The organism is Pseudomonas brassicacearum, assembly GCF_003732225.1.
Lineage (GTDB): Bacteria > Pseudomonadota > Gammaproteobacteria > Pseudomonadales > Pseudomonadaceae > Aquipseudomonas > Aquipseudomonas brassicacearum_E.
On record NZ_MOBJ01000007.1, the window covers coordinates 267,408 to 291,477 of the forward strand.

Consider the following 24,070-nt stretch of genomic DNA (forward strand, 5'->3'; position numbering starts at 1 on the left):
CCTGACAGCCGGCCTATCTTTCGCAGATGTACACCAATCAAAACTGTGGGAGCGAGCCTGCTCGCGATGGCGGCCTGGCAACCGACCCATCTCTTGCAGGTGTACATATCCATTCCTGCGGTAACGGCCACTTAGGGTTTCGCCCTTACGGCGCCTCACTTTTCCAGACGCCGAAAAGTAAGCAAAAGGCTTCGCCCCAAGTGTCCGGCACCTCGCCTAGGCTCGGCGTTCCCTCGCTCCGGTGTCCATCAGGGGGCATCGCCTACGGTCTGCTTCGCGACGACCTCCTCTCGATGTGTCCGGCTGCGCCGTACGGCGCTGCGCGCCACCCCCCTGATGAACACCTCCACTCGGCCTCCCAAAGGGGCGGGTGGATCAAGATCAACAGCAACAGCACGGCGGCCTACCGGCCGGCCTGAGTGGTTGGGGCGTGTCACTTCATTGATGGTGGGTGATACCCGGAGCTGCCGAAGGCTGCGATCTTTTGACCCTGGCGGCCTGACAGCCGGCCTGAGTGCTGGGCGCGCGTCACTGCATTGTGGGTGGGAATCCCCGTAGGAGCTGCCGAAGGCTGCGATCTTTTGATCTTGGCGGCCTGACAGCCGGCCTGAGTGGTTGGGGGCGTGTGCGGCTTTGGAGGCTGATGTACATCAATTAAAACGGTGGGACGGGACGGGCGACCCGCCCACCGTGCGGTGTTACGGCGCCTCTGGCTGATCGAAACTATCCAGCGCTCGATTCACCAACAGTTCCCCCAACGAGATCATTTGCTGAATTGCCAGCGCTACATGTCGGCGTGTGCCTTCGAGTTCGAACGCCAGGTCGCTGGCCAGTACATTGACCGAGGCGAGTGTTTCCGAGGCGTGAGCCAGCAGGGTTTCGTTGTCCAGGTCGGGGAGCACCGTGAAGATGTTGGAGGGACGTTTATCGGGCAGGTTGGCTTGGGGGAAGGGCGGTTTGAGGTGATGATCCAGTGCGCGCTCGGCGGCGTCGTGGAGTTTTCTGGAGTCGGTGGAAGCGTACGGGGAAGTGCTTGGGGTTTCAGGGGAATCGGGGGTGACTTTGTCCATGGTGACGCTCCTAAGTGCGCCTAGAGTGTGCTCGGACGGTCAAACCCGGTCGCTGAATGGGCAGCGACCACCCAAGACTAGTGATGCGGCTTCCCACCGACAACCTGAAAACCATGTCGGACGCTTCTCTGAGTCCTACTCATGGGATAAACACACAACCTGTGGGAGCGAGCTTGCTCGCGATGACGGTTTTACATTCGGCATCAATGTTTACTGTTACACCGCTATCGCGAGCAAGCTCGCTCCCACATTTAATCTTTGCTGTTTCGAACCTTGTGTTCGCTTAACTGACAGGCATTAGGGCAAGCCCCCTCACAACGGAACGGTGTTGCATCTGTCATCTGTGGCCCACAAAAAAGGCGACTACCTCACAGTAGTCGCCTTCTTTTTAACTGCGGTTAACGCTTATTCCGACAGTTTGTAAGCGATCACATAGTCGCCCATCTTGGTCCCCAGCGAACCATGACCGCCAACCACCAGCAGCACGTACTGTTTGCCGTCCTTGCCGGTGTAGGTCATCGGTGTGGCTTGGCCGCCGGCCGGTAGGCGCGACTTCCACAGTTCCTTGCCGTTGTTGACGTCATAGGCGCGCAGGTACTGGTCCAGGGTGCCGCTGAGGAAGCCGACGCCGCCGGCAGTGACGATCGAGCCGCCCATGCTTGGCACGCCGATTGGCAGGCCGATAGGCAGCGGCGAGCTGTCGCGGCTGGTGCCGTTTTTGCGCTTCCACACCACTTTGTTGGTGGTCAGGTCGATACCGGCGACATAGCCCCAGGCTGGAGCCTGGCACGGTACGCCGAATGGCGACATGAACGGGTGCATGGTCACCGCGTACGGTGCGCCGGTGTTGGGTTGGATGCCCGAGGTCTCGCTCTCGCGCTTGCTCCCGGCAGCCACTTCAGCCTGCGGGATCAGTTTGGAGACGAACGCCATGTAGTTCGGGCTGGTGAACAGCATCTGGCGAACCGGGTCGAGCGACACGCTGCCCCAGTTGAACACACCGACGTTACCCGGATAGATCAGGCTGCCCTGCAACGATGGCGGGGTGTACTGGCCTTCGTAGCGCAGTTGTTTGAACTGGATGCGGCAGAGCATCTGGTCGAACGGGCTGGCGCCCCACATGGCTTTTTCGGTCAGATCCGGGCCGAGCAGGTTGAGGTCCGAGCGCGCCTGGGTCGGTGCGGTATGGTCGCCGGTGACCGCACCTTGTGGTGCCGGAACTTCACGAATCGGCACGATCGGCTTACCGTCGCGACGGTCGAGCACATACAGGCTGCCCTGTTTGGTCGGTGCGATCAGCGCCGGCTTGATACCGTCGGCGGTTTTCAGGTCGAGCAGGGTCGGCTGGCTGCCGACGTCCATGTCCCACAGGTCGTGGTGGGTGAACTGGAAGTTCCAGCGGACCTTGCCGGTGGCCAGGTCCAGGGCAACCATGCCGGCGCTGAATTTTTCTGCGCCCGGTGTGCGGTCGGCACCCCACTGGTCAGGCATCTGGTTGCCCAGCGGCAGGTAAACCATGCCGAGTTTCTCGTCGACGCTGGCCAGCGACCACATGTTCGGCGAGTTGCGGGTATAGACCTTGCCCGGTGCCAAAGGCTCGGTCGCCTCAGGGTTGCCGCTGTCCCAGTTCCACACCAGGTGACCGTCGCGGATGTCGAAGGCGCGGATCACGCCGGACGGCTCGTTGGTCGACTCGTTGTCGGTGACGTGACCGCCCATGATCACCAGATCACGGGTGATCGCCGCCGGCGAGGTGGCGTAGTAGCCACCGGGGGTGAACGGGCCGATACCTTGGGTCAGGTCAACCACGCCGTGATCGCCGAAGCTTTCGCAGACCTTGCCGGTGTCGGCGTTCAGTGCGATCAGGCGAGCATCGGCGGTGGGCAGGTAGAGACGACGCGGGCAGGCTTGGGCAACGGCTTTGCCAGCCTCGGAGATGACTGCGGCCGAAGCGTTGTCAGCCTTGGCGTAGGCGTTCTCGTCGTAGTAAGAAACGCCACGGCAGGTCATGTGGGCAAAGCCCTTGAAGCCCACCGGGCTCTTGATCTGCGGGTCGAAGCGCCAGAGTTCCTTGCCGGTGTCCGGGTCCAGCGCCAGCACCTTGCTGTGGGCGGTGCAGGCATAGAGCATGCCGTTGACCTTCAGCGGAGTGTTCTCGTTGGTCAGCTCCACCGGATCGTCGGCGGTCGGCAGGTCGCCGGTGCGGATGCGCCAGGCTTCCTGCAGCTTGCCGACGTTGGCCGGGGTGATCTGCTTCAGCGGCGAGTAGCGGTCGCCGAATTCGGTGCGGCCATAGGACTGCCATTCGCCTTCGGGCATGGCTGGCGCGGTGCTGGTCATGTCGGCAGTGTCGCGGCCCAACTCGCCCATGATCTCACCCGGGTGGGTGAACTGGCTGGCAACGGCGGTGGCGCCGGCCAGGACCACGGCCACGCTCAGCGCAGCGGTACCCAGTGGAGCGGCGCCGTCACGCAGCAACGGACGGCGGAACCACGGCAACAGCAGGACCACGCCAAGGGCGAACCACAACGACAGACGTGGCACCAGTTGCCACCAGTCGAGGCCGACTTCCCACAGCGACCATACCGTACTGGCGAACAGTACCATTGCGTACAGGCCGAGCGCCGCACGGCGCGTGGCCAGCAGCAAAATCCCGGTCAGCGCCAGGCCGATACCGGCCAGCAGGTAGTACAGCGAGCCGCCGAGCATGCTCAGCTTGATCCCCCCGGCCAGCAAGGCCAGGCCCATTAGCAGAAGCACGATACCGAGCAGGCTCGGTAGCAGACGGCTTCGACTCAAAGCACCATCAGTGCTCATAGTGTGGTTCTCCGTGACGTTTTAAGTAGTCCCGCGCCTGTTCACTGTAGATGACGATCAGGCATGGGCAGGTTTCAGTTAATAAGGATTCGGTAGATGCAATCCATGTGGGAGCGAGCTTGCTCGCGATAGCGGTATGTCAGTCGACATCCATGCTGAATGTTACGCAGCCATCGCGAGCAAGCTCGCTCCCACAGGTTTTGTAGCGTTAGTTAGAACGACGACTGGATTTTGATCCCGCCGATCAGCGCGTCATCGACCTCATTTACACCCCCCGGATGGCGGATGTATTGCAGGTTCGGGCGCACGGTCAGCCAGTTGGTCACATGCACGCCGTAATAGAGTTCGGCGCTGTATTCGGTGTCTTGCGGCGGCAAAAAGGACGGGTCGTTGAAGTCGAAGACCGCGTGCGCCTGGTTGGTCGCCTCGGCGTTCTTGCGGTAGGCCGGGTTGACGTGAACCCGGGCCAGGGCGAAGCCGATATCGTCCTGGCTGCGGGCATCGAACAGGCCTTTGTAGACGACGCCGGCCTGGACATAGTTGTCGACGGCGTTGGTCTTTTTGTCGTGCATCGTGCCGTTGGCAAACACACTCAAGCCCCGCGAGTTATCGCTGGCGCGGCTGGTCAGTTGTTGCTGCACGCCCAGCCAGACGCCGTGCTTGCTCGATGCGCTGCGATACGCCTCGCCACTCAGGGCCGCCGGCTGACCGTTGCTGTCCTTGTAGACGTCGGTGGCCTTGGCGCTGCTGTAGTAGTAACCGGCGCGGTATTCGCCCGGCAGACCATTGAGTTTTGGCGTCCAGACCAACTCCACCGGCAGCACCGTGCCTTGGGTGCCGCTGCCGCTGAGCTTGAAGCCGTTGTCGCGATCCAGGTTCGACGGGTTCTGTTCATAGGCGCCGATTTGGGCGTAGAGCTCAGGCGTCAGGTGATATTTGACCCGCAGCGCCCATTGGCTGACCGGCCAGTTGTACCAGATGCCACCGGCCCAGTTACCAACCTGAGAGCCGCAGAACGCCAGGTTCTGGAAGTCGCAGGGAAAGCTGTTGAAGTCTTCGCCTTCACCAAAGCGGCCGGCTTTGATGTCGAGTTTCTGATCGAAGAATTTCTGCTGATACCACATCTGCGTCAGCCGGGTGGTCTGGCCACGGCCCCAGACTTCCTGGGCCGAAGTGAAACCGCCGACACGCGGATCGTTGATCCGGTCGTTGCTGATGTTGTTGCCGCTGCGTTCGGTGATGGTCAGCTGAAATTCAGCGTCGTGCCAGCCGAGGATCTTTTGCAGGTCCAGGTGCGTACCGAGGCCGAACTGGTCGCTGTAGCGCGCGGTGCGATCGTGGTCGTAGCCGCCGTGCAGGTTGCTGCCCATCTCGCCGGTGTAGTCGAGCTTGAAGTCGTAGCCTTTTTCCGCGAGTTGGGTGCGTGTGCCGTTCCAGTCGCCGAGCATCCACGGTGAGTCGCTATCGAACGCAGGGGCAGCCTGAGCGCAGGCGGCAAGACTCAGTGCGCTGAGTCCACCGATCAGGGTTATGGCTTTTCGGGCAGCAACAGTAGGGCGGACAGCGCTGTCTCGCAAAGTCTGAATGTCGGGCATAGAGAAGGAATTCTTGGTCTTTTAGGGGGGAGAGCGCTGAACGCTGCGAGGGTGAGTCGGGCAGGTGAAGCGTTTCAGCTTTAGGGGCGCAAGGATAATGATCTGTTACACAGAGAGAAAGGGCTTTTCTTGACATGGATCATTTCGGATTTGGTAACAGTGTGAATAACGCATAAGCATCTTGCTGTCCTACGCCCGTAGCAGCTGTCGAGCCTGCGAGGCTGCGTTCGAGGACGAAGTCCTCGCAAATCCTGGGTCCACGTTTTATCTGGAAGAACGCGCTGTCTGATTCAACGACTGCTTCGCAGCCGAACGCAACCTCGCAGGCTCGACAGCTGCTACGGGGGACCTACAGTTAACCCGGTATCCGACAAACACCTTTGCCGAAGGTCCTTCCACCGGACAGCACCCTCGGCTATGGTGCGCGGCTTCCTTTACTTTCTTCGTTCAAAGGCCTGGCATGACCGAACAGAACACCAACCCGCTGCACGGCGTGACCCTGGAACAGATCCTCAACGCGCTGGTTGAACACTACGAATGGTCGGGGCTGGCCGAGCGCATCGACATTCGTTGCTTCAAGAGTGATCCGAGTATCAAGTCGAGTCTGACCTTTCTGCGCAAAACCCCGTGGGCCCGCGAGAAAGTCGAAAAGCTCTATGTAAAGTTGATGCGTACCAAACGTCCGCTCTAAGGAATATAGATGCCCGCCGAGCCGACTCGACTGTCGCCCGTCATGAGACGTTTTGCCCACTCGGCCGCCGTGCTTGGCTGGCTGGGATTGAGCATTCAGTTGTACCTGGTGTTTTACGGCCGCTGGAGTGTCAGCGCCAGCCAGCTGGGTGGGCTGATGAGTTATTTCAGTTACTTTACGGTCCTGACCAATACGCTGGTGGCGACGGTGCTGACCTGCGCCGTGACTTCACGCGAGTCGAAGGGCCGTACGTTTTTTTTACAGCCGTGGGTCAGCAGTGGGATCGCCGTGAGTATTACGCTGGTCGGCCTGGCGTACAGCCTGTTGTTGCGGCATTTATGGCACCCGCAGGGCTGGCAGTTCATCGCCGACGAGCTGCTGCATGACGTCATGCCGTTGCTGTTTCTGCTGTATTGGTGGCGGTGCGTGCCCAAGGGCACCTTGCGCCTGAGCCACATCGGCTTGTGGGCGATTTACCCGGTGGTGTATTTCGCTTATGCCTTGCTGCGCGGGCACTCGCTGGGGCTCTATCCCTATCCTTTCATCGATGTCGAAAAGCTCGGTTATCCACAGGTGTTCATCAATGCCTGCGGGATATTGCTGGGGTTTGTGCTGATTGCGCTGGTGGTGGTTGGGCTGGATCGGTGGCGCGGACATAAGTAACGACACATCTTTGCGTTCTGACTCCCGTAGCAGCTGTCGAGCCCGCGAGGCTGCGTTCGGCCGCAGAGCGGTCGTAAAATCAGGCACCGTGTTTTTTCAGGTAAACCGCATACCCAGGATTTGCGAGGACTTCGTCCTCGAACGCAGCCTCGCGGGCTCGACAGCTGCTACGGGGTGTCGAACACCGGCAGGTGATCAGTCTTCGTCGCTTTCGTCCAATTTCCAATAACCCACGGCCTTCACCTGATCTTGACTCAAACCCTTCTCGTCCAGCAGCACGCGGCGGATCTGCCGTGAGACTTTGGATTCCGTCGCGATCCACGCATACAAATCGCCGCTCGGCATTGGCAGCTGTTGCACGGTGGTCAGCAGGTGGTTCTGACCCGCTTCGCGCAAGACCCAGATCACCTTGACCTCTGCCTGGCTTTCGAGGACTTGCTGTTCAGCGCCGTTCTCGATTTCCACCACCACCAGTGCGCGCCGGTTGGCCGCCAGGCCTTCGAGGCGGCGGGCGATGGCGGGCAGGGCGGTTTCGTCGCCGATCAGCAGATAACTGTCGAAGACGTCCGGCACGATCATCGATCCCCGTGGCCCGCCGATGTGCAGGAACTGGCCGGGTGTGGCCTGCGCCGCCCAGGTGGCGGCAGGGCCATCGCCGTGCAGGACGAAGTCGATGTCCAGCTCCAGCGTGTCCAGGTTGTAACGGCGTGGCGTGTAGTCGCGCATCGCAGGCAGCGGCCCGTGGTCTTTGCCGGCGCCCAGCACCAGGGTTTCCAGTGTTGCGTGTTCCGCTGCGGTTTGCGGGAAAAACAGCTTTACGTGGTCGTCGGTTCCGAGGCTGACAAAACCGGCCAGCTCCGCTCCGCCGAGGGTGATCCGGCGCATGCGCGGGGTCAGGTCGAGCACCCGCAGCACTTCCAGACGACGGCGCTTGAGCTCGTGGCTGACACGGTGAATGGTTTGCACGATGACTTCAGTCATTCGGCCTTCTCCTGAACAGGTTGAACGACAGGGCCATCGACGATGGCTTTGGCGGTGTTGTTGAGCAAGTCGCGCACCCGCAGGATTTCTTCCGGGCTCCAGCGTCCGTGATGCATTTGCAGGGCATGACGGAGGTTGTGCACCGCTTCGTGAATTTCGGCGGGTCGATCCTGGCCGCGCAACGAGCGCTTGCTGACTTCGATACGCATGCGCACGCCATCCAGGGCGATCGCCTGTTCGCTTAGTGACAGACGTCCGGCGTCGGTGATGCTGTAGCGTTTTTTCCCGCCCTCGGCGTCGCCGAGGATCATTTCGCTTTCTTCAAGAAAGGTCAGCGTCGGGTAGATCACGCCGGGGCTGGGGCAGTAGGCGCCGTCGAACATGCTTTCGATCTGGCGGATCAGGTCGTAGCCGTGGCACGGCTGTTCGGCGATCAGCGCCAGCAACAGCAATTTCAAGTCGCCGGGGGCGAACACCCGCGGGCCACGACCACCGCGTTCGCGGCTGGGGCCTGGGCGTTTTTCGAAGCCGTCGCGGCCTTCGCTGTGGTCACGGTGGGAATGATGGTCTCTCATTTCTGCGTTCTCTCGTCGTGTTTAGATACAACTTAAGATATATCTTTACAAAAGACAACGGTCAGGCGCAGGCGTGGGAGAAGGCAAGAAATTTATTCGTACAATTGTCGGACAATTCAATATCGAAAAAATGATGGTTTTAATCCAGTCAAGCCTTAAAAAATTAGTGTTAACTCTCTAATAGTTTGGTTCGGGCCTTTATTTGCTGGTTATTAGGCATTGGTATTACGGACAACGCATTGTCTGGTGTCCTGTATTGTTTTTCTAAGCTTTTCTGTCTGTGGTCTGGATCTTACAGTTGCTAACGGTTTTTTTGATATTTCGTATTTTATCTCTCTATGCTTGCGGCGATCTAACCTACAGAGTCGCAGGATTTTTCCTGCTTACTTTCCATAGGGATTCCCCGATCATTTGCCGGCGTTGAAAGTTAAGACAAAACGCTATCAGGGAGCGTTAGGGACCTTCGGTTTGTTTTAACTTTCGATGAGCCAAACCTTATTAAAAAGACAGGTATCAAATGATGTTCAAGAAAATCGCAATCGCTGCTCCTCTGACTGTTCTGGCGCTGAGTTCTTCCATGGCTTTTGCAGAAGGTGAAGAGCGTCACTCCATTAATATGATTGCATCGATTCCAACCGTGCAATTCCATGTGAAGCCAGTGGAGCCAAGCTTGATCGTCGACGATCAACGGCTGGTCCACAACCAGGTCACCGATGAGTTAAGCACTTTGCGTGCACAATTCGACACCAAACACGCCGCTGGCTCGATTGCGGCCATGCTTGAAGAGGAAGCCTACCTGGGCAACGGTGTAGCGGCCGATAAGATCCCTTTGACAGTGACATTCAACGGCAAGGTACTGAACACTTCTACGGCAGTGGAAGTAGTCGGCGAGTCCGAGTCCACTCCAGGCAAGCGTGTCGAACTGGTCGTTGCTCCTACTAAGCCAGCCACCGGTGGCTATAAGCCGGGTGATTATACCGGTAAGGTCGCCATGCGCTTCGATGCAGTACTTACAACACCTTGATGTTCCTTGATGCCCGGTGAGCGCAAATCTCATCAGGCATCCCTCGCCGGTCGGCAGGCCAATAACCTCCTGTCGACCGGACTTTTACTGTGTCGACCGTACATACTTAGAGTATTTCGTTCATGTTCCCGATGACTCCCATCGCGGCTGCGCTCGCACTTTTTATTTGTGCCAATGCCTTGGCTGCGCCCACTAATAACGGCACAACCCCCCGAAGTTTGCTCGCCCAGGCCAAAGGTTTGCCGGCGGACTTCGAAGAGCATTTCTTCGATGTGCCGTTGGCCGTTCGGGTGGAACTTGATCAACAGTTTCTCGGGGAGGCGATGATCGTATTAACCCGCGATGATCGCATCACCCTGCTCGACTTTACCGATACCAGTGACAGTAACTTCAAGGCCAGCGAGCGTGAAATCTGGAGCGCTTACTTACAAAAAAGCGTGGCCCTTGGCGCCTGCAAAGGCAGTTGTCCGGAGCAGATGCTGGCCGTGCATTACAACCTCGCCAATTCCCTGGTATCGATCGTCACTGAAAACGCCGAGCGCGACACTGAAACCAAGCGTTATTACGCGTTGCCCGAAGACGGCAGCAGCGGCTTGATCGTGCGTAACCAATTGAACCTCAACGGCGGCCAGGATCAGGACCTGGGCGGGCGTTATGGTTTGGAGGCCAGTGGCAGCCTGGGCAACTGGACCCAGAGCCTGAACATGCAACTGGCTCGCCTCGGCGGGCCGGATGACAAGCTCTATCATGCTGTGCACGAGCTCTACAGCCAACGTGAGCTGGAGGGCAGCTTTCTGCGCCTGGGCTATTTCACCCCCAACTCCGAAGGTCTGAGCCGTCAGTTGCGCTCGTTCGGTGCCAGCCCGGACACGGCGGTGGGCGCCATGTACGGCAGTTCCGACAGCCTGGCGATCAACAGCGCCAAGCCCAGCGTCTACCCGATCTATGTCACCGCCAACCGTCAGGCCTCGGTGGAGATTTTCCGCAATGGCGTGCTGATCAATACCCAACCGGTCGATGCCGGTTTGCAAACCCTGGATACCCGGCCCTTGCCCGGTGGTATCTACGAAGTGGAAGTGCGGTTGATCGAAGACGGTCAAATCACCTCCACGACCCAGGAGCTGGTGTACAAGCCCAGCAACTGGCGCAACCACGATGAGCGCTGGCGTTACAACCTGTTCGCCGGGCAGGAAAGCAAGCTGTTGAGTAACTGGGATGATCAGGCTTACGGCGAAATGACGGCCGGTGCTGCCGTCAACTACCTGCTGCATCCACGGGTCATCCTCGGGCTTTCGGGCCGCCAGGTGCGGGATGCGCTGCAATACGGCTCGTCGGTCGACTGGACGCTGGCCGACAACACCAGCCTCTACGCCAACCTTTATAAAACCGAAAATCACGGCACCGGCCTCGATCTGCAAGCCATGTACAACTATGGCGCCGGCAGCGTGTTCGCGACCCATAACCGCAGTTGGCTGGACACCACCAATACTTTCGAAACCCTGCCCGACGGTACACGCGTGCGCCAGCGCAATGTGTTTATCGGCCAGACCAGCAATTCGTCGTTATCGGTGAATCACCGGGTCAGCAGTAAAAGCTCGGTCAATGCACGGGTCTCCCACAGCGATGGCAACACCGAAGGCGTGGGCCTGGATCTGGGCTGGACCCAGCGCGGCAACCTGTTCGGCAGCGATGCCAACTGGCGCTTCTCGGTGTTCGATCGACCCGGCTCCTTCAGCAGTGGCGACGCGCGCAATCGCGGGGTCGACCTGAACGTCAGCCTGGCCCTCGGCGGGCCGGGTGAGCAGATATCCGGCAGCATCGGTACACGCACCTCCCGTGACGGCGGTCGCGATAACAATGCTTCGGTCACCTACCGCAAAGACCTGCAAGGCCATTTACTGCAAAGCGTCTCGGCCACCGCGATCACCGACACCTACGGCGTCGGGCTGTCCGGTATGAGCAACTTCCAGACCGAGGCGATCAATGGCGACGCCTTTGTCCAGCGTTCCTCCTTCAACGGCAACCTCACCGGCGGCTTGAACCTGGACAGTACCGTTGCCGTGGGTGGCCAGAAAATCGTCATGACCAGCCAGCATCAAGGCAGTGGTGCCGGGATGATCATCGACGTCGAATCCGACCTCGATGAAATCGCCCTGCGCGCCGACGACTTGAGTGGTGGCAGCACGAGCTTGCGGCCGGGGCGCAACTTCATCCCGATCACCGCTTACAAAAGCAGTTCGGTGAGTTTCGACTTCGAGGGCAACCACCCGCCGGCGGCGACCATTCAACCGGCACGCACCGGCTATCACCTGAACAAGGGCGGCGTGGACTACCGCAAGATCACCGTCAGCAAAACCCTGACCGTGCTCGGTCGCCTGGTCGATCCTCAGGGTAAGCCACTCAAGGGCCATCACCTCATCAACCACGCCAGCCGTGGCGTGAGTGAAGTGGATGGCTTCTTCTCCATGGAAATGAACGCCGGCTCGCCGACGCTTGAAGTGCGGCGTGGCGATCAATTGCTGTGCCAGTTCCGACTCGATACGGCCAATGCGCGTAATGAAAACAATGTGCTGATGATCGGTGATTTGCGTTGCGCGCCGGACACTTTGGCAGATACCACCCTCACCGCCGGATCGGCAGGTTGATGATGAATAGTGATGTAAAAAATTACTTGGCCGGATTGTTGTGTGCGGTGTTCGCACCGTCGGCCCATGCGCTGACCCAGCACATCACGGCGGTGTTTACACCTGATCCGGCGAACGTGCTCAAGAACGAGTTCGTCAATACCACACCGGTCAGCGGGTTTTGTGCCGGCTTTGGCCATACTATTTGTCAAAATCACGGATATTTTTCCATTCAAGCGCCTATCGGCGGGTCGTCACCGGACCTGGGGCCGGGTGTTCCGGTGATTTACGCTAATCATGCAAACCCTCGGGACGGGGCAATGTTCAAGGTACCCTCCGAATGGCGGGATGTGCCAGTCACCCATACCCGCACGGGTGAAGTGGAAACCGTGCAGATGCGTATATCAGGGATTGGTCAAGCGACAGTGACGCGTCCAGGTATCGACGTTTGGCCATGGAGAGGTTTTACGAATGTGTCCGCCCCGTGTGTTGCCTCCGGGCTCTCCTCGGGCGGGGGGGTCAATTTACGCTTCTTCTGGCTAGTCCCTGAAGGTGCGGGTGCTTGCGGTGTGAAGCCTATTCGGGACGCTACACGTTTTGCATTCGCTAGCATGGATTACTCTTACGCGCTGAAGACTCCCAATCCGTTGAGTATGTCCTCCGGGGAATACACCGGCACCCTCAACTATACGATGGGGCCGGGGAGGGATTTCGATTTCGGCGATGTTGTAATCTCTGACGAAGACACATTGACCTTCAACTTCACCCTCGAGGTGCAACACGCACTGAAAGTCGAAGTGCCCCCCGGTGGTAACCGGGTGGAACTGGTCCCCCAGGGCGGCTGGCAAGCCTGGTTGAATCAGGGGCGTAAACCTGCGCGGCTGTTCCGTGACCAGACCTTCAACATCTCGGCCTCGTCGCGCTTCAAGATGCAGCTCGAATGCCAGTACAGCCAGGACGGCAAAACCTGCTCGTTGCATGAGCCGCTCTCCGGGCACTTCGTGCCGCTGAACATCAGCGTCAGCCTGCCCAATGGCCTGACGGACGCCACCGGTCAACCGGTCAACCGGCGTCCATTGTTGCTCGACGGCAGCGGCACTGAACTGTTTCAACCCGGTTTTTATGTCGAACGCAAACCGGGAACCCTGCACTTCGAGATTGCCAGGGAAAAGGTCGAAGAGATGTTGACGGGCGTCGCTAAAAAATACTCCGGCACCGTCACGGTGATCTGGGATTCGGAAGTTTAAGCCGTATTCACATTGGCCCGATTCGGCTGTGTTTAATCATTAAGGTGAAATGTTATGAAACGCCTGTTGGCACTCTTTGGTTTTTATCTGTTTTCTCACACGGTCCTTGCCGGGCCGCAAATAAATGTCGGTGTTGTATACGATTATCTGGACGGCGATAAAAGTACTTATTTGAAGCGCGTGTTCAATGGCGGTGACAGCACCGCTTTCGTCAAGATCAACATCCTCGAGATCATCTACGACGCTGACGGCACTGCTCGCGAAATCCCGTTGCAGAACCAAACCGATGGCGCGTCCCGCGACGGTCTGATGGCCAGCCCGGCACGGCTGATCGTGCCGGCCAACGGCATGCAGGGTTCGCGCTTGCTGTACATGGGCGAGCGGGAAAAAGAGCGCTACTTCCGGGTTCGTTTCGTGCCGGTGGTCCCGGAAAAGGAGGACGAATTCGTGGTGTCTGCCGAAGAACGAGAAGACTATAAAAAAGGCTTGTCGGCCGGGGTTAACGTATTGGCCGGTTATGGCACGGTGTTTTTCGTGCGTCCCAAAGAGACACGCTTCGATAGCGTGATCAATGACGGCCCGGGTAAGTACCAAGTTCGCAATAACGGCAACAGCGTGGTGGTGATCGACGAGTTCAAGGATTGCTCGATCAAGAGCGAGAGCGACTGCCAACCGACGACCAAACATCACATTCTGGCCGGGCGCACCTTCCAGTTCGAAAAGCAGGCCGGTCGTGAATACCGGTTCACGATGATTGAAGGTGCAAGTACCAAAAAACTGGAGATAAAGGGGTAAGTTGTTATCTTTTTACCGGCATCGAAGCGTAAGCAACAGGTGATCAGCATGTTTAAAATATTAACGACATTAACTTCAATGACGCTCCTGACGCTGGCCAGTACCTATGCGTTGGCTATTCGAGAGAGCGAAACCTTTGAAGTGTCGGTGACTATTCCCACCGCGGAGTTCTATGTTTTGCCGTCGGAATCGGACTGGATTCACCGGGAGCAACGTCTGGTGTGGAATCTGGTCACTTCTGAATTAAGCCCTTTGCGTAAAAACTTCGACGTCAAAAACACCAACGGCGGGATCTCTGCCCGGCTGAATGCCGAGCCGTACCTGAGCAACGGCAGGGACACCGACAATATTCCATTGATCGTCACGTTCAACAAACAACGACTCACCGTCAATGCTGAAGAAGTGATTTCGGAAACCGATGGCAAAACCGGTAAACGCGTGGGCCTGGAAATCGCGGCGGTTAAACCGGATGACGGTTACAAGGCCGGTGAGTACTACGGCAATGTAAACATGATGTTTGAAGCAATCGCCCCCTGAGTGGTTTGACCGGCATTAATGTGCTGATGATCGGTGATGTGTGTTGCATCCCGGATACCTTGGCGGATGCAACCTATAAGACCGAGGTGGCGAATTGAGTATTTATAAAGTGAGCAGGTGCGGGATGTTCAAAAGAGCGCTGATCCGCTCGGCGTTGATAGGTTTGGCGTTGGGATTATTTATTCGCCCTGTCGGCGCTGAAGTTGTGCAAATTACTGCTGAGTTCAAGCCGGACCCGTCAAGGCCTAATGTTAATGAATTCAAGAACACGACACCGAATAGTGGGCATTGCACGAGGCATGAAGCCCAATGCAAGCGATGGCAGATCTTCAGCATCGGCACCCTGATCGAACTGCATGCTGATCGCGCAATTCCTGCCAGGCATACCGATCCCCGTCAGGGCGCGATGTTTAATGTACCGGCCGGTTGGAAAGATGTTCCCATCTTTGACACGCACGGTAAGGCGTCAGGCGTGGTGCAGGTACGAATCGCCGGCATTGGCGGGCAATACCAGTTGAGTGAGAGGGTTCAGCAGCTGATTGGTAGAGAACTCGACCCTGTTTATGCTCACAGTTTGCTTTGGAGGGAAGGAAGTTGGCTGGACCCCCCGCCCCCGTGCGGCATGGGGGGAGTGACCCGCTCTGAAGACTATACTGTTGAATTTTTCTGGACCACTCCGGTTGAAGGCGTGTGCTCGATGCAGGCGGCCTATGACATCCCGGGATTCTCCTATAAGAGTGTCGACTTCGCGTACCAACTGCAGACCCCCAACCCGCTGAAAATGGCTCCGGGCGTCTATACGGCAACGACACTTTATACCGTCGGCCCGGGGGCGGACTTCGACATGGGGAATATCATGCAGCCCACGGACGGCACTATTCAGCTCGCCTTCACCCTGACGGTCGACCATGTATTCAATATCGAACTACCACCGGGTGGTCATAAAGTGGAACTGATTCCGCAAGGTGGCTGGCAGGCGTGGTTGCAGCAAGGTCGAAAACCGGCACGATTATTTCGAGATCAAACCTTCAATATCTGGACCTCTACGCCCTTCAAGATGCAATTGAAGTGCGCCATTGAAATCGGCAATACCTGCGGCCTGCGTAACGAAGAAGGTAAAGAAGTCCCCGTACAGGTTGCCGTCAGTTTGCCTCACGGTCTGGCGGACGTAACCCACTCTCCAGTTAACAAACGACCGTTACAGCTCGATGGTATTGGGACGGAAAAATTTGAACCCAATGTTTATGTCGATCGTAAACCTGGCACCTTACACTTTGAAATCAGAAAGGAATCGGTAGAACAAATGTTAGCGTTTGATGGGCGTAAATACACGGGTGATGTCACGGTGATCTGGGATTCGGAAGTTTAACGGCAATGTAAACATGATGTTTGAAGCGCTCACCCCCTGAGTGGAGTGATCGGAATTAATGTGCTGATGATCGGTGGTTTGTGCTGCACGCCCGATACCCTGGCAGATGCGACATATAGGGCTTTGACCTTTGGCTGATTGGCCGTCTAGATCATGCCGAAGAAACAGGATTTATTAAGGTGAATACCATTTACTCCGTGAAAAAACTGCTAGGTTCTTGTTTGCTTGGCGTGGCTCTGGGGGGAACTCCATTGTTAGTCGAGGCCGCCACTATGAATATCCGGGCTGAGTTCAGTCCGGACTCCGCGAACCCCATGGTCAATAGGTTTGTCAATGTGACACCTTCTACGGGGTACTGCGCCCAGCTTCCGGAGGCCTGTAGATTCGAGAAAATATTCAGTCTCCAGACCCCTGTTACTTTTAGCTCCACGGGGCCGATTATTGGTCGGCACACGGACCCTCGACAAGGGGCGATGTTCAAGGTTCCTGCCCAATGGAAAACGCTCACCGTGACCAAAATGGAAGGTGAGCATTCAGGGGGGAGTGAGACTGTGGAAATGAAAGTGCGTATTGCGGGTATAGGTACTCGATATCGACTCAGTGATACGGCATCGAATCTGGTAGGACGTCCGGACAGTGATCATCGTTTGTTGTGGTCTGGGCAGAGTTGGGCCGAACCTTCTTCTCCGTGTAGACGCACTAGTACCAGTACCTTTACTCCAACAGAATTCAGGTCGTTCTGGCTGGCGCCGGTTGAGGGTGTTTGTTCCAAGACAGCCGCCTATACAATTCCTGCTGTCGATTATATTGCTTTCGATTTTGCTTACGAGCTTGAAACGCCTGAGCCGCTAAAACTGTCCCAAGGGATTTATGCCGGGAGTGTGACTTACACGATTGGACCTGCTGGCGACTTTGATATGGGCGACATAATGTTGCCCAGTGACAACACGCTGACCCTGAACTTCACCCTGGATGTGCAACATGCACTGAAAGTTGAAGTGCCCCCCGGTGGTAACCGGGTGGAACTTGTCCCCCAGGGCGGCTGGCAAGCCTGGTTGAATCAGGGGCGTAAACCTGCGCGGCTGTTCCGTGACCAGACCTTCAACATCTCGGCCTCGTCACGTTTCAAGATGCGGCTCGAATGCCAGTACAGCCAGGACGGCAATACCTGTTCGTTGCATGAGCCGCTCTCCGGGCACTTCGTGCCGCTGAACATCAGCGTCAGCCTGCCCAATGGCCTGACGGACGCCACCGGTCAACCGGTCAACCGGCGTCAGTTGTTGCGCGACGGCAGTGGTACCGAACTGTTTCAGCCCGGTTTTTATGTCGAACGCAAACCGGGAACCCTGCACTTCGAGGTTGCCAGGGATCAGGTCGAAGAGATGTTGACGGGCGTTGCAAAAAAATACTCCGGCAACGTCACGGTGATCTGGGATTCGGAAGTTTAAGCCCCCCGATTCACAGTGGCCCGATTGGGCTGTGTTCAATCATTAGCGATTGACCGGTATTGACGCGTAAGCAGGGATTTGCGCTGTACGTCGGCCACCTTGGCCGACTCCACTTTCATGTCCGAAGCAGGGAGCTGACCCATGATGAAAATGACCCGACCGATGTTGCTCCAGGGGATTCTATTGTGGTGCGTTGCGTTTTCTGCCAGTGCGGCAACGCAAAACGTGACGGCGGTTTTCAGGCCTGATCCGCAAAACCCGATGGTTAACAAATTCACCAATACGACACCGGAAAGCGGCGTCTGCCCCTGGCACATGCCCGCACGATGCAAGGCCCTCAATATTTTCAGCATCCGCAGCTACGACATCACCTTCAGCTCCAATGGCCCGATATTGCTCAATCATGTCGGGCCTGGCCCCGTGGATGAGCGCAAAGGTGTGATGTTCAAGGTGCCGTCCGAGTGGCGCAGTTTCGAGGTGGTGTCAGACAGGGGCGAACGAAAGACGGTTGAGATGCGGATTGCCGGAATTGGCAATCGCGTTGATGTCACAAGGCCTGCAACCACTAGCTCGTGGGGCCCCAGAACCTGGCTGTATGCGCCGGCCCCCTGTGTGAGCTCCGGTTTTTTTACGGCGACCAGTTCTTACGGTTTGTGGTTCTGGATTGTGCCTGAGGGGGCGGGTGCTTGCTCCCTGAACGCCGTGAATGAGATACCCGCCCTTCATTACGCCTCCACCTTCGAATACGGCTACGAATTGAGAACGCCCAGTCCCTTGGGCATGTCGACGGGGCACTACAGTGGGTCGATTTCCTACTCAGTGGGTCCGAACAAGGATTTCGACTTCGGCGACATCATGATTCCCAATGACGATACGTTGACCTTCAACTTCGACCTGGAGGTGCAACACACCCTCAAAGTCGATATTCCACCGGGCGGCAACCGTATTCAGTTGGTGCCGGCCGGCGGCTGGCAAAGCTGGCTGCAACAAGGTCGCAAACCGACGCGATTATTCAGGGATCAAACATTCAATATTTCAGCGAGTTCGCGTTTCAAAATGCGACTGGAGTGTGAGTACACCCAGGATAGGAATACCTGCTCGTTGCACGAACCTGCCTCTGGTCACTTCGTGCCACTCGTTATCAGGGTCAGTCTTCCCCCGGGTTTGAACGATGCGAGTGGGCAGCCGGTCAGTCGACGACAGTTACTGCTTGACGGCAGCGGCACCGAACTGTTTCAGCCTGATCTTTACGTAGACCGAAAACCCGGGACGTTGCACTTCGAAATCCCGGCGGACGAAGTGCCGGAGATGATTCACCCAGGACAACAACGGCAGTACTCGGGACGCGTGACGGTGATCTGGGATTCAGAGGTTTAATCCTGTTTGACGCGTCGAGGCTCGACAGATGAAAGTGAACTTTCACCTGTCGAGCACATCGCTGTGAGGGCGGGATCAGCCTGTCACAGGCCGGCTTTTTTCAGTGCTTCGTGTGTCAGGCGTCTGCTCAGGTTCTTTTCCTGATCGTACATTTCATTATTCAGGCGATCCTCTGTTTGCAGGGACATCGGCTGATCGGTAAAGACCTCCTCGTGAGGCATCGATAGTCTGTCTGCCAGGACTTTCAAACGGTCCTGCAACCCGATGCGTTGCTCGGTGGACAACTCTTTGGCGGCCGCCCACTCCCGTTGTGCCGTAATCAGGTCGGTCAACAGGCCCGACCTTGTCTGATACAGCGCTTCATTTGCTCTGAATTCGCTTGGGTAGCGGTCATTCAGATAGTTGATCCAGAAGTCTCGCTCATTCATCGAGTCCACCAGGCCGTCACCTTCCTCGAGTGCGGTTACCGTTTCAAAGGCTTGCTCGATGTTGGCGTCGCTGACACCGGCAACGCGCCGGAAGAGCATGCGTTGCGACTGCCACGGCAGATCCAGGCGCTGGGCCAGGGAGGTCTGGTAGGCCAGATAGACTTCGACGTCATCCGGGTTGCCCCCTCGAGCCTGGATATCGGCACGGGCAATCTCGTTGACCCGCTCCAGGCGCGCAGCTCCCCTGGCCAAGGTCACCAGTTTGTTTTGCAGCACGGCATTCGAGGTCGAAAACGCGTGCGCCTCGGCGGCCAGCACTTGCACGCCCATGTTGTTGAAGAGTTGAGCGCCCGCGTCGGCGCAGGTGGCGGGGGTGGACGCCATGGCGAAGAGTTTTTCGCGCAATCGGGGGTTCAGGTCCATGGCATCGATGGTTCGCCACACCCGTGCAGATAATTGCTGGCGTGCGTCGCGGCCGGTGCGGTAGTCCGCGGACTGCGTCAGGCTATCGATGACGGTGAAGAAGTCCGTTGAGCCGGGTTCAGCACCCAGGTCAGACCAGGCTTCGGGCCTGGCAACGCCTTGCCCATCGAGAAATCCCCACCAGCCCCTGTCGTTGGGTCTTGGCCATTTTTCCTTGGCCTTTTCGGCGAGTGCGTTGTAGGTGTGACGGCGAGGTATTCCCACCGAGGTTCGATAGTCTTCATAGCGCAGTCGGTTTGGCTCCGACAGGTCCTTTGCGTTGAGCATCGTGCGCGCCACGATGAAGGCATCGTCGGAGCCCGGAACGACCTCGGGGATCGTTGCAATGGGGTTAAACCTCATGTCGAGGAAAAAACCACGGGGTCGGCGTTTGGCCCAGAGCCCTTCTGGCCAGGTGTTGATGTTGGTGTTGAACAGCGTCAATTCGCGCAGCGCCGGCATGCGTCCGACGTCGGGAAGACGCCCCAACGGATTGTTATCGAGCCGCAGGACTTCCAGGCGGGTCAGGTCTTTGAGTTGCTGAACATTCTCGGCCGTCAACGGAATGAAGTTGTCGCTCAGCCGCAGCGTCTTGAGAAAGTGCATCTGGCCGATGTGTTCAGGCAACGCAGTCAATCGGCATCGACGCGCCGACAAATTGCGCAGGTGTCGAAAGTCTTTCAGCAGGCCGTTGGCTTGCATTGAAAACGGGGTGCTGTCCAGGTTTAACGTCGTGACTTTATCCAGATACTTGCCCAGATCTGGCAGCATTTTCCACCAGTACTCCAGATTAATGTCTTGCTGAAAAGCGCTCGACAGATCCAGGGTGTAACCGCTGTCCAGCTGCGGCCCCGGCGCATCGACTGCTCTGGTTTGTCTTTCGAAGCACTTGATCAGTTGCCTGGCAATGTGTCGTCCTCCGTCGTCGACAAAATTCAGGCCAACGGGCTCCCAGATATCGGGCTGTTGATAGCGCCATTGATTCAGGATGACGCGCAGTTCGTCGAGCTCTTGCTCAAGCTGCGTAACGGCTGCGAGTGGCTCGGGGTGACGGTTCAAGGATTCAACGAACGAGGCCACATCACGGGAACTCATGTTCGGGTAGAGGTCCTGGACTCTTTCGGTCAGGGTGGTGCCCTCTCTGCTCTGGGCACCACCACGAAGCAACAGCAGTGTTTCGCGACGTGGAGCCCCCCGCACTGGCGGCTCGGCCAACAGTGTGCGACGCACATTTGGCGGTTCGGTTTTGGCCATGACCCATTGTTTGAAGAACTCGCCCTGGCCAACGCGGTAACCCAGGGCGCTGCGTTGTTTAGCGGGCAGCGCATGGAGGAGTGATTCGTAGAAGTCATCGGCCTCGTGCAGCAGATTGTGTTCTGCATCACGGACCTCGTACCGCTGCGGCTCCTTGTTGATCAGCAACCTGACGGTCGAGGCGTCCGCTGCGCCTGCGTTGCTACTCAGTGGGCCGTCGACACTGCCCACGCGGACCTCGATTCGCAGGTCACCGAATGTATCGGTGTTCTGGCGCAGGGCCCCGAGTACCAGCCGTTCGGTGTTCTCGGTAAACAGCGAGTCGCGAATCAAGCCTTCACTGGCCCGGGTGGCCTGTACCTCGGATTGCAGCTCCCGGGCGATGTTTTTCAAGCGCAGGGGAATGCGCTCTTCGTCGTTGATGGCGGCGCCTTCCAGCGGATTGGCGTTGGTCAACAGGCGTTCGATCAGCGTGATGGGAAGTTCAGGGAACTGGCGTTTGATCACCTCGGCAGGCTTGTCGCCGGTCTGCCCGCGGTTGGTGTAGTCATCATTGAACAGCGCTGCCCGGTTTTGCTGCGCCAGTGCTGCCAGTTTCTGGCGTAGCTGTCGGGTGCGAACCTTGAGTGAGGCGCGTGGGGTATCCAGCGGCTGATCGAGCATGACCGGCGTCGCATTGGCATCGAGTGTTTCCATCACGTTGTCCAGTAGTTTGCCTTTGAGCAACTCTCGTTCAGTCAGTTGCACGACCAGTTTGCGGCCATGCGCAGCGTTTGAACGGGTGTACTCCCAGACGGTACTGAACTGGTTGTCGATGATTTGCATCGAGACACCGTCGGGCCAGAGGCCGTAGCGTGTCATGAGGTGCAATTGAGTGATTGGGCTGGCCTGGGCGTAGATCGCGGGGTTGTCGCTGTTCATTTGATCGATGAAGGTTTGCACGTCGTTGTCGATGGTCAACCGGCTGAGGGTGTCGTCGAACAACAGTGGGGGCGTGGTGTTCTCGGCATACATCCGGCGCAGTTCGTCGGGCTGTGTGCCGCTGGCCCGCAGGGCCTCTTCACGTTGGGCTTCGCTCAGGTCGTTCACCGAACGCCCCATCCGGCGTAGCAGTGTCGAGGTGTCCCATGCCCGTGGTTGCTCGAAGTCGAGCACGTAAGCGCCGGCGCCGTTATGGCTGAGTGCCGGTTGGTAGGCGTCGATGCGCGCGGGGTGCTGGAGGCGTTGCAGGCCGGTTCGGGAGTTGTCCTTGACCTCATAAAAGTGTGTATCGAGTTGCACGAAGGTTTTACCGGCATGTCGGTACACGCCCGGTTCAATCGGGGTGAGATTTTCCGGCAGTTGGCCCTTGAAGCGGTAAGGTTCAAGGTCGGGTTTCCACAGGCGGGTGTTGCCATCGGGCAATTTGATCGGCTTCAAGCTTTCGATAAAAGGTGAAACCGTGTAGTGGAACACGGGTGCGAGGACAATAGCGGTGGCGACGTTTTCGATGACGTCGGTGATGTGCGCCCAACCGGCCTCGCGGTCGCCTTCGCTGAGTTCTATAGCACCTTCGAGGACTTCTGAAAGCAACTGGCCAGCCATGACCACCAGCATGGCCTCGCCGAGACCGGGTACGAACATCGCAAATACGCCGACAGCGGTGAAGCCGATGTTCAGGTAGTTGGCCCAGCGCGCTGATCGAGCCTTGGCATCTTGATCCTCGGTGGGGATCGCCATGATTCGGGCATCCTCAAACAAGCGATCCAGCTTGATGTCGTGAAGCAATGACCAGGGGTCGAAAGATTCCCACAAGCCTTTGCCTCTCATGGTGACGCCCCGGACATAAAAGTAGGGGTTCTCTATCGGGTCGCGGCGCGTGCTCCGATCCCCCGGTCCGGGAAGCGCGGTGTGGAGCAGCGCTTGTTCGGTTATTCGTACCAGTTCATGACGCCGCCAGGTGATGGCGAATGACTCCGGCGGTCCGTCGCTGGCTTTCTCGGTAAAGCGACTGAAGTAATAGGATTTGTCTCGCTCTGCCACGAATCGGCTGAAAAAAACCTGGTAGTCGGTTGGCTCCAGAGCCGTTTGCCCACTGGAACTCCCTTGCGGGCGGGCCATGAATTGTCGGGTCAACTCCTGCTCGAACCCGGAAAACGAGGCATAGCGCTTGACCGGATGTTCAGGGTCATCGGGAATGTAGGCAAGCACGTAGCCGTGGTGATAGCGATGTGGAACGGTGGGCATGAAGACCATGCAGTCGGACAGCCTCAGACCCATGACACTCAAACTCATGAAGAAAACCTGTTTGTCGCCCTCGATGATTTTTTGTTGGCCGGCGACCACCTTCAGCAGCAGGTCGTAATCGCGTTGTTCAATGTCTTTTTTGACCAGTGCCATGTACGCCGCTGCTTTCAGGGCGTTCTTCTGATGGGTTGTGACCTTGTTCTGCAGAAGCGATTTGGCGAACGGATCTTCAGGGCGCAGAAAATCCTTGAGGTAAGCCTGGTACTTTCCGCCAATGTCCAGGGATCGACAGAAACGCGTGAACGTCTCGATGCCAAGCGACGTCCGGACGCGATCAAAGTGTCCTCGTTTATCGGGTTGGCTGATGAAGCCAGAACTGCTGTCAAAGAATCCGGGCTGAACTTCGTCTGCTTCGAAGTTGTGCAACGCCGCCTGTAGCAATGAAAACGTCTTGACGGCAAAGCCACCGCTCTTGATGCCGAATATACCCAGGCTTTTGGGGGCGTAGAGCCTCAGCCAGGTCGTGTCGGGGTCGAGATTGGCGTCCAGCTTTTTCAGTTCCGGCAGCAGCAGCTCCCTGGCGAAGTCATGAATGTTTTTCAGGTTTTTCTTGAAAATCCGGTCTTGCTCGTTCTGGGATTTCAAGAGTGCATCGTTGAAGATTTTAAGCTGGCTCTTCTGTGCTTGTGACGCGTTGTCGTACCACGGCGGGGTGATCGGCCGGGTCTGCTTGAGTGCCGCGCGTCGATCGGCAGCCGCCTGGAAATGCTGCTGCGAAATGGCATTTTTGATGATGTGAAAATGTGCGCCCGGTTCTTTGAGAGCGGACAACTCGCGAGGGTTTCCTGGAAATTCAAACACTGCTCGTCTCCTTGAGTCAGGTGGGA

16 protein-coding genes are annotated in these 24,070 nt (G+C 57.6%); 10 read left to right on the top strand and 6 right to left on the bottom strand.

Annotated features, from left to right (window positions below):
* Positions 1-698: 698 nt before the first annotated feature.
* The 3 genes from BK659_RS11210 to BK659_RS11220 all read right to left on the bottom strand — a co-directional run bounded on the left by BK659_RS11210 (position 699) and on the right by BK659_RS11220 (position 5,482).
* The gene (locus BK659_RS11210) at positions 699-1,070 is read right to left on the bottom strand and encodes a DUF6124 family protein (protein ID WP_123425125.1); all 372 of its coding nucleotides are present in this window, start codon (positions 1,068-1,070) and stop codon (positions 699-701) included.
* Positions 1,071-1,475: 405 nt separating this feature from the next.
* A complete protein-coding gene (locus BK659_RS11215) occupies positions 1,476-3,887 on the bottom strand; it encodes a glucose/quinate/shikimate family membrane-bound PQQ-dependent dehydrogenase (RefSeq protein ID WP_123425126.1) in 2,412 nt (803 codons plus the stop codon).
* A 212-nt stretch (positions 3,888-4,099) separates the two neighbouring features.
* Positions 4,100-5,482: a carbohydrate porin gene (locus BK659_RS11220; protein ID WP_123425127.1), complete on the bottom strand. Its 1,383-nt coding sequence runs from the start codon at positions 5,480-5,482 to the stop codon at positions 4,100-4,102.
* Positions 5,483-5,942: 460 nt separating this feature from the next.
* On the opposite strand from BK659_RS11220, the gene BK659_RS11225 reads away from it, so the two are divergent.
* Positions 5,943-6,173 carry a VF530 family protein gene (locus BK659_RS11225; protein ID WP_123425128.1) on the top strand — a complete coding sequence of 77 codons (231 nt, stop codon included), beginning with the start codon at positions 5,943-5,945 and terminating at the stop codon, positions 6,171-6,173.
* 9 nt (positions 6,174-6,182) lie between these two features.
* Positions 6,183-6,836, top strand: a complete 654-nt coding sequence (locus BK659_RS11230; RefSeq protein ID WP_123425129.1) for a Pr6Pr family membrane protein — start codon at positions 6,183-6,185, stop codon at positions 6,834-6,836.
* A 195-nt stretch (positions 6,837-7,031) separates the two neighbouring features.
* On the opposite strand, the gene BK659_RS11235 is transcribed toward BK659_RS11230, so the two are convergent.
* Both BK659_RS11235 and BK659_RS11240 read right to left on the bottom strand, forming a co-directional pair.
* Complete coding sequence (locus BK659_RS11235; protein WP_123425130.1) at positions 7,032-7,817, bottom strand: siderophore-interacting protein; 786 nt, start codon at positions 7,815-7,817, stop codon at positions 7,032-7,034.
* Positions 7,814-8,392 (bottom strand): PadR family transcriptional regulator, encoded by a 579-nt coding sequence (locus BK659_RS11240; RefSeq protein WP_123425131.1) that lies wholly within the window; start codon positions 8,390-8,392, stop codon positions 7,814-7,816. Before BK659_RS11240 ends, BK659_RS11235 begins: the two co-directional genes overlap by 4 nt.
* 520 nt (positions 8,393-8,912) lie before the next feature.
* Here BK659_RS11240 and BK659_RS11245 point away from each other — a divergent pair.
* From BK659_RS11245 to BK659_RS11280, 8 genes are all read left to right on the top strand, one after another.
* Positions 8,913-9,416 carry a CS1 type fimbrial major subunit gene (locus BK659_RS11245; protein WP_259740242.1) on the top strand — a complete coding sequence of 168 codons (504 nt, stop codon included), beginning with the start codon at positions 8,913-8,915 and terminating at the stop codon, positions 9,414-9,416.
* Between the two features lie 122 nt (positions 9,417-9,538).
* On the top strand, positions 9,539-12,061 hold the full coding sequence (locus BK659_RS11250; RefSeq protein ID WP_123425133.1) for a TcfC E-set like domain-containing protein: 2,523 nt from the start codon (positions 9,539-9,541) through the stop codon (positions 12,059-12,061).
* A gap of 590 nt (positions 12,062-12,651) precedes the next feature.
* Entirely contained in the window at positions 12,652-13,287 is a 636-nt protein-coding gene (locus BK659_RS27980; protein WP_259740243.1) for a hypothetical protein, read from the top strand.
* Between the two features lie 54 nt (positions 13,288-13,341).
* Positions 13,342-14,082: a molecular chaperone gene (locus BK659_RS11260; protein ID WP_123425134.1), complete on the top strand. Its 741-nt coding sequence runs from the start codon at positions 13,342-13,344 to the stop codon at positions 14,080-14,082.
* 78 nt (positions 14,083-14,160) lie between these two features.
* Complete coding sequence (locus tag BK659_RS11265; protein ID WP_259740244.1) at positions 14,161-14,619, top strand: fimbrial protein; 459 nt, start codon at positions 14,161-14,163, stop codon at positions 14,617-14,619.
* A gap of 94 nt (positions 14,620-14,713) precedes the next feature.
* Positions 14,714-15,988 carry a hypothetical protein gene (locus BK659_RS11270; protein ID WP_259740245.1) on the top strand — a complete coding sequence of 425 codons (1,275 nt, stop codon included), beginning with the start codon at positions 14,714-14,716 and terminating at the stop codon, positions 15,986-15,988.
* A 272-nt stretch (positions 15,989-16,260) separates the two neighbouring features.
* Positions 16,261-17,436 (top strand): hypothetical protein, encoded by a 1,176-nt coding sequence (locus tag BK659_RS11275; RefSeq protein WP_404942528.1) that lies wholly within the window; start codon positions 16,261-16,263, stop codon positions 17,434-17,436.
* Between the two features lie 144 nt (positions 17,437-17,580).
* The gene (locus BK659_RS11280; RefSeq protein ID WP_475847593.1) at positions 17,581-18,813 is read left to right on the top strand and encodes a hypothetical protein; all 1,233 of its coding nucleotides are present in this window, start codon (positions 17,581-17,583) and stop codon (positions 18,811-18,813) included.
* Positions 18,814-18,896: 83 nt separating this feature from the next.
* On the opposite strand, the gene BK659_RS11285 is transcribed toward BK659_RS11280, so the two are convergent.
* Positions 18,897-24,044, bottom strand: coding sequence for an NEL-type E3 ubiquitin ligase domain-containing protein (locus BK659_RS11285; RefSeq protein ID WP_123425137.1), 5,148 nt, complete (start codon positions 24,042-24,044; stop codon positions 18,897-18,899).
* Positions 24,045-24,070: the final 26 nt, after the last annotated feature.

Coding starts and splice junctions, on each gene's coding strand:
- BK659_RS11210 (WP_123425125.1), bottom strand. CDS start 1,070: ATGGACAAAGTCACCCCCGATTCCCCTGAAACCCCAAGCACTTCCCCG.
- BK659_RS11215 (WP_123425126.1), bottom strand. CDS start 3,887: ATGAGCACTGATGGTGCTTTGAGTCGAAGCCGTCTGCTACCGAGCCTG.
- BK659_RS11220 (WP_123425127.1), bottom strand. CDS start 5,482: ATGCCCGACATTCAGACTTTGCGAGACAGCGCTGTCCGCCCTACTGTT.
- BK659_RS11225 (WP_123425128.1), top strand. CDS start 5,943: ATGACCGAACAGAACACCAACCCGCTGCACGGCGTGACCCTGGAACAG.
- BK659_RS11230 (WP_123425129.1), top strand. CDS start 6,183: ATGCCCGCCGAGCCGACTCGACTGTCGCCCGTCATGAGACGTTTTGCC.
- BK659_RS11235 (WP_123425130.1), bottom strand. CDS start 7,817: ATGACTGAAGTCATCGTGCAAACCATTCACCGTGTCAGCCACGAGCTC.
- BK659_RS11240 (WP_123425131.1), bottom strand. CDS start 8,392: ATGAGAGACCATCATTCCCACCGTGACCACAGCGAAGGCCGCGACGGC.
- BK659_RS11245 (WP_259740242.1), top strand. CDS start 8,913: ATGTTCAAGAAAATCGCAATCGCTGCTCCTCTGACTGTTCTGGCGCTG.
- BK659_RS11250 (WP_123425133.1), top strand. CDS start 9,539: ATGTTCCCGATGACTCCCATCGCGGCTGCGCTCGCACTTTTTATTTGT.
- BK659_RS27980 (WP_259740243.1), top strand. CDS start 12,652: ATGGATTACTCTTACGCGCTGAAGACTCCCAATCCGTTGAGTATGTCC.
- BK659_RS11260 (WP_123425134.1), top strand. CDS start 13,342: ATGAAACGCCTGTTGGCACTCTTTGGTTTTTATCTGTTTTCTCACACG.
- BK659_RS11265 (WP_259740244.1), top strand. CDS start 14,161: ATGACGCTCCTGACGCTGGCCAGTACCTATGCGTTGGCTATTCGAGAG.
- BK659_RS11275 (WP_404942528.1), top strand. CDS start 16,261: ATGAATATCCGGGCTGAGTTCAGTCCGGACTCCGCGAACCCCATGGTC.
- BK659_RS11280 (WP_475847593.1), top strand. CDS start 17,581: ATGAAAATGACCCGACCGATGTTGCTCCAGGGGATTCTATTGTGGTGC.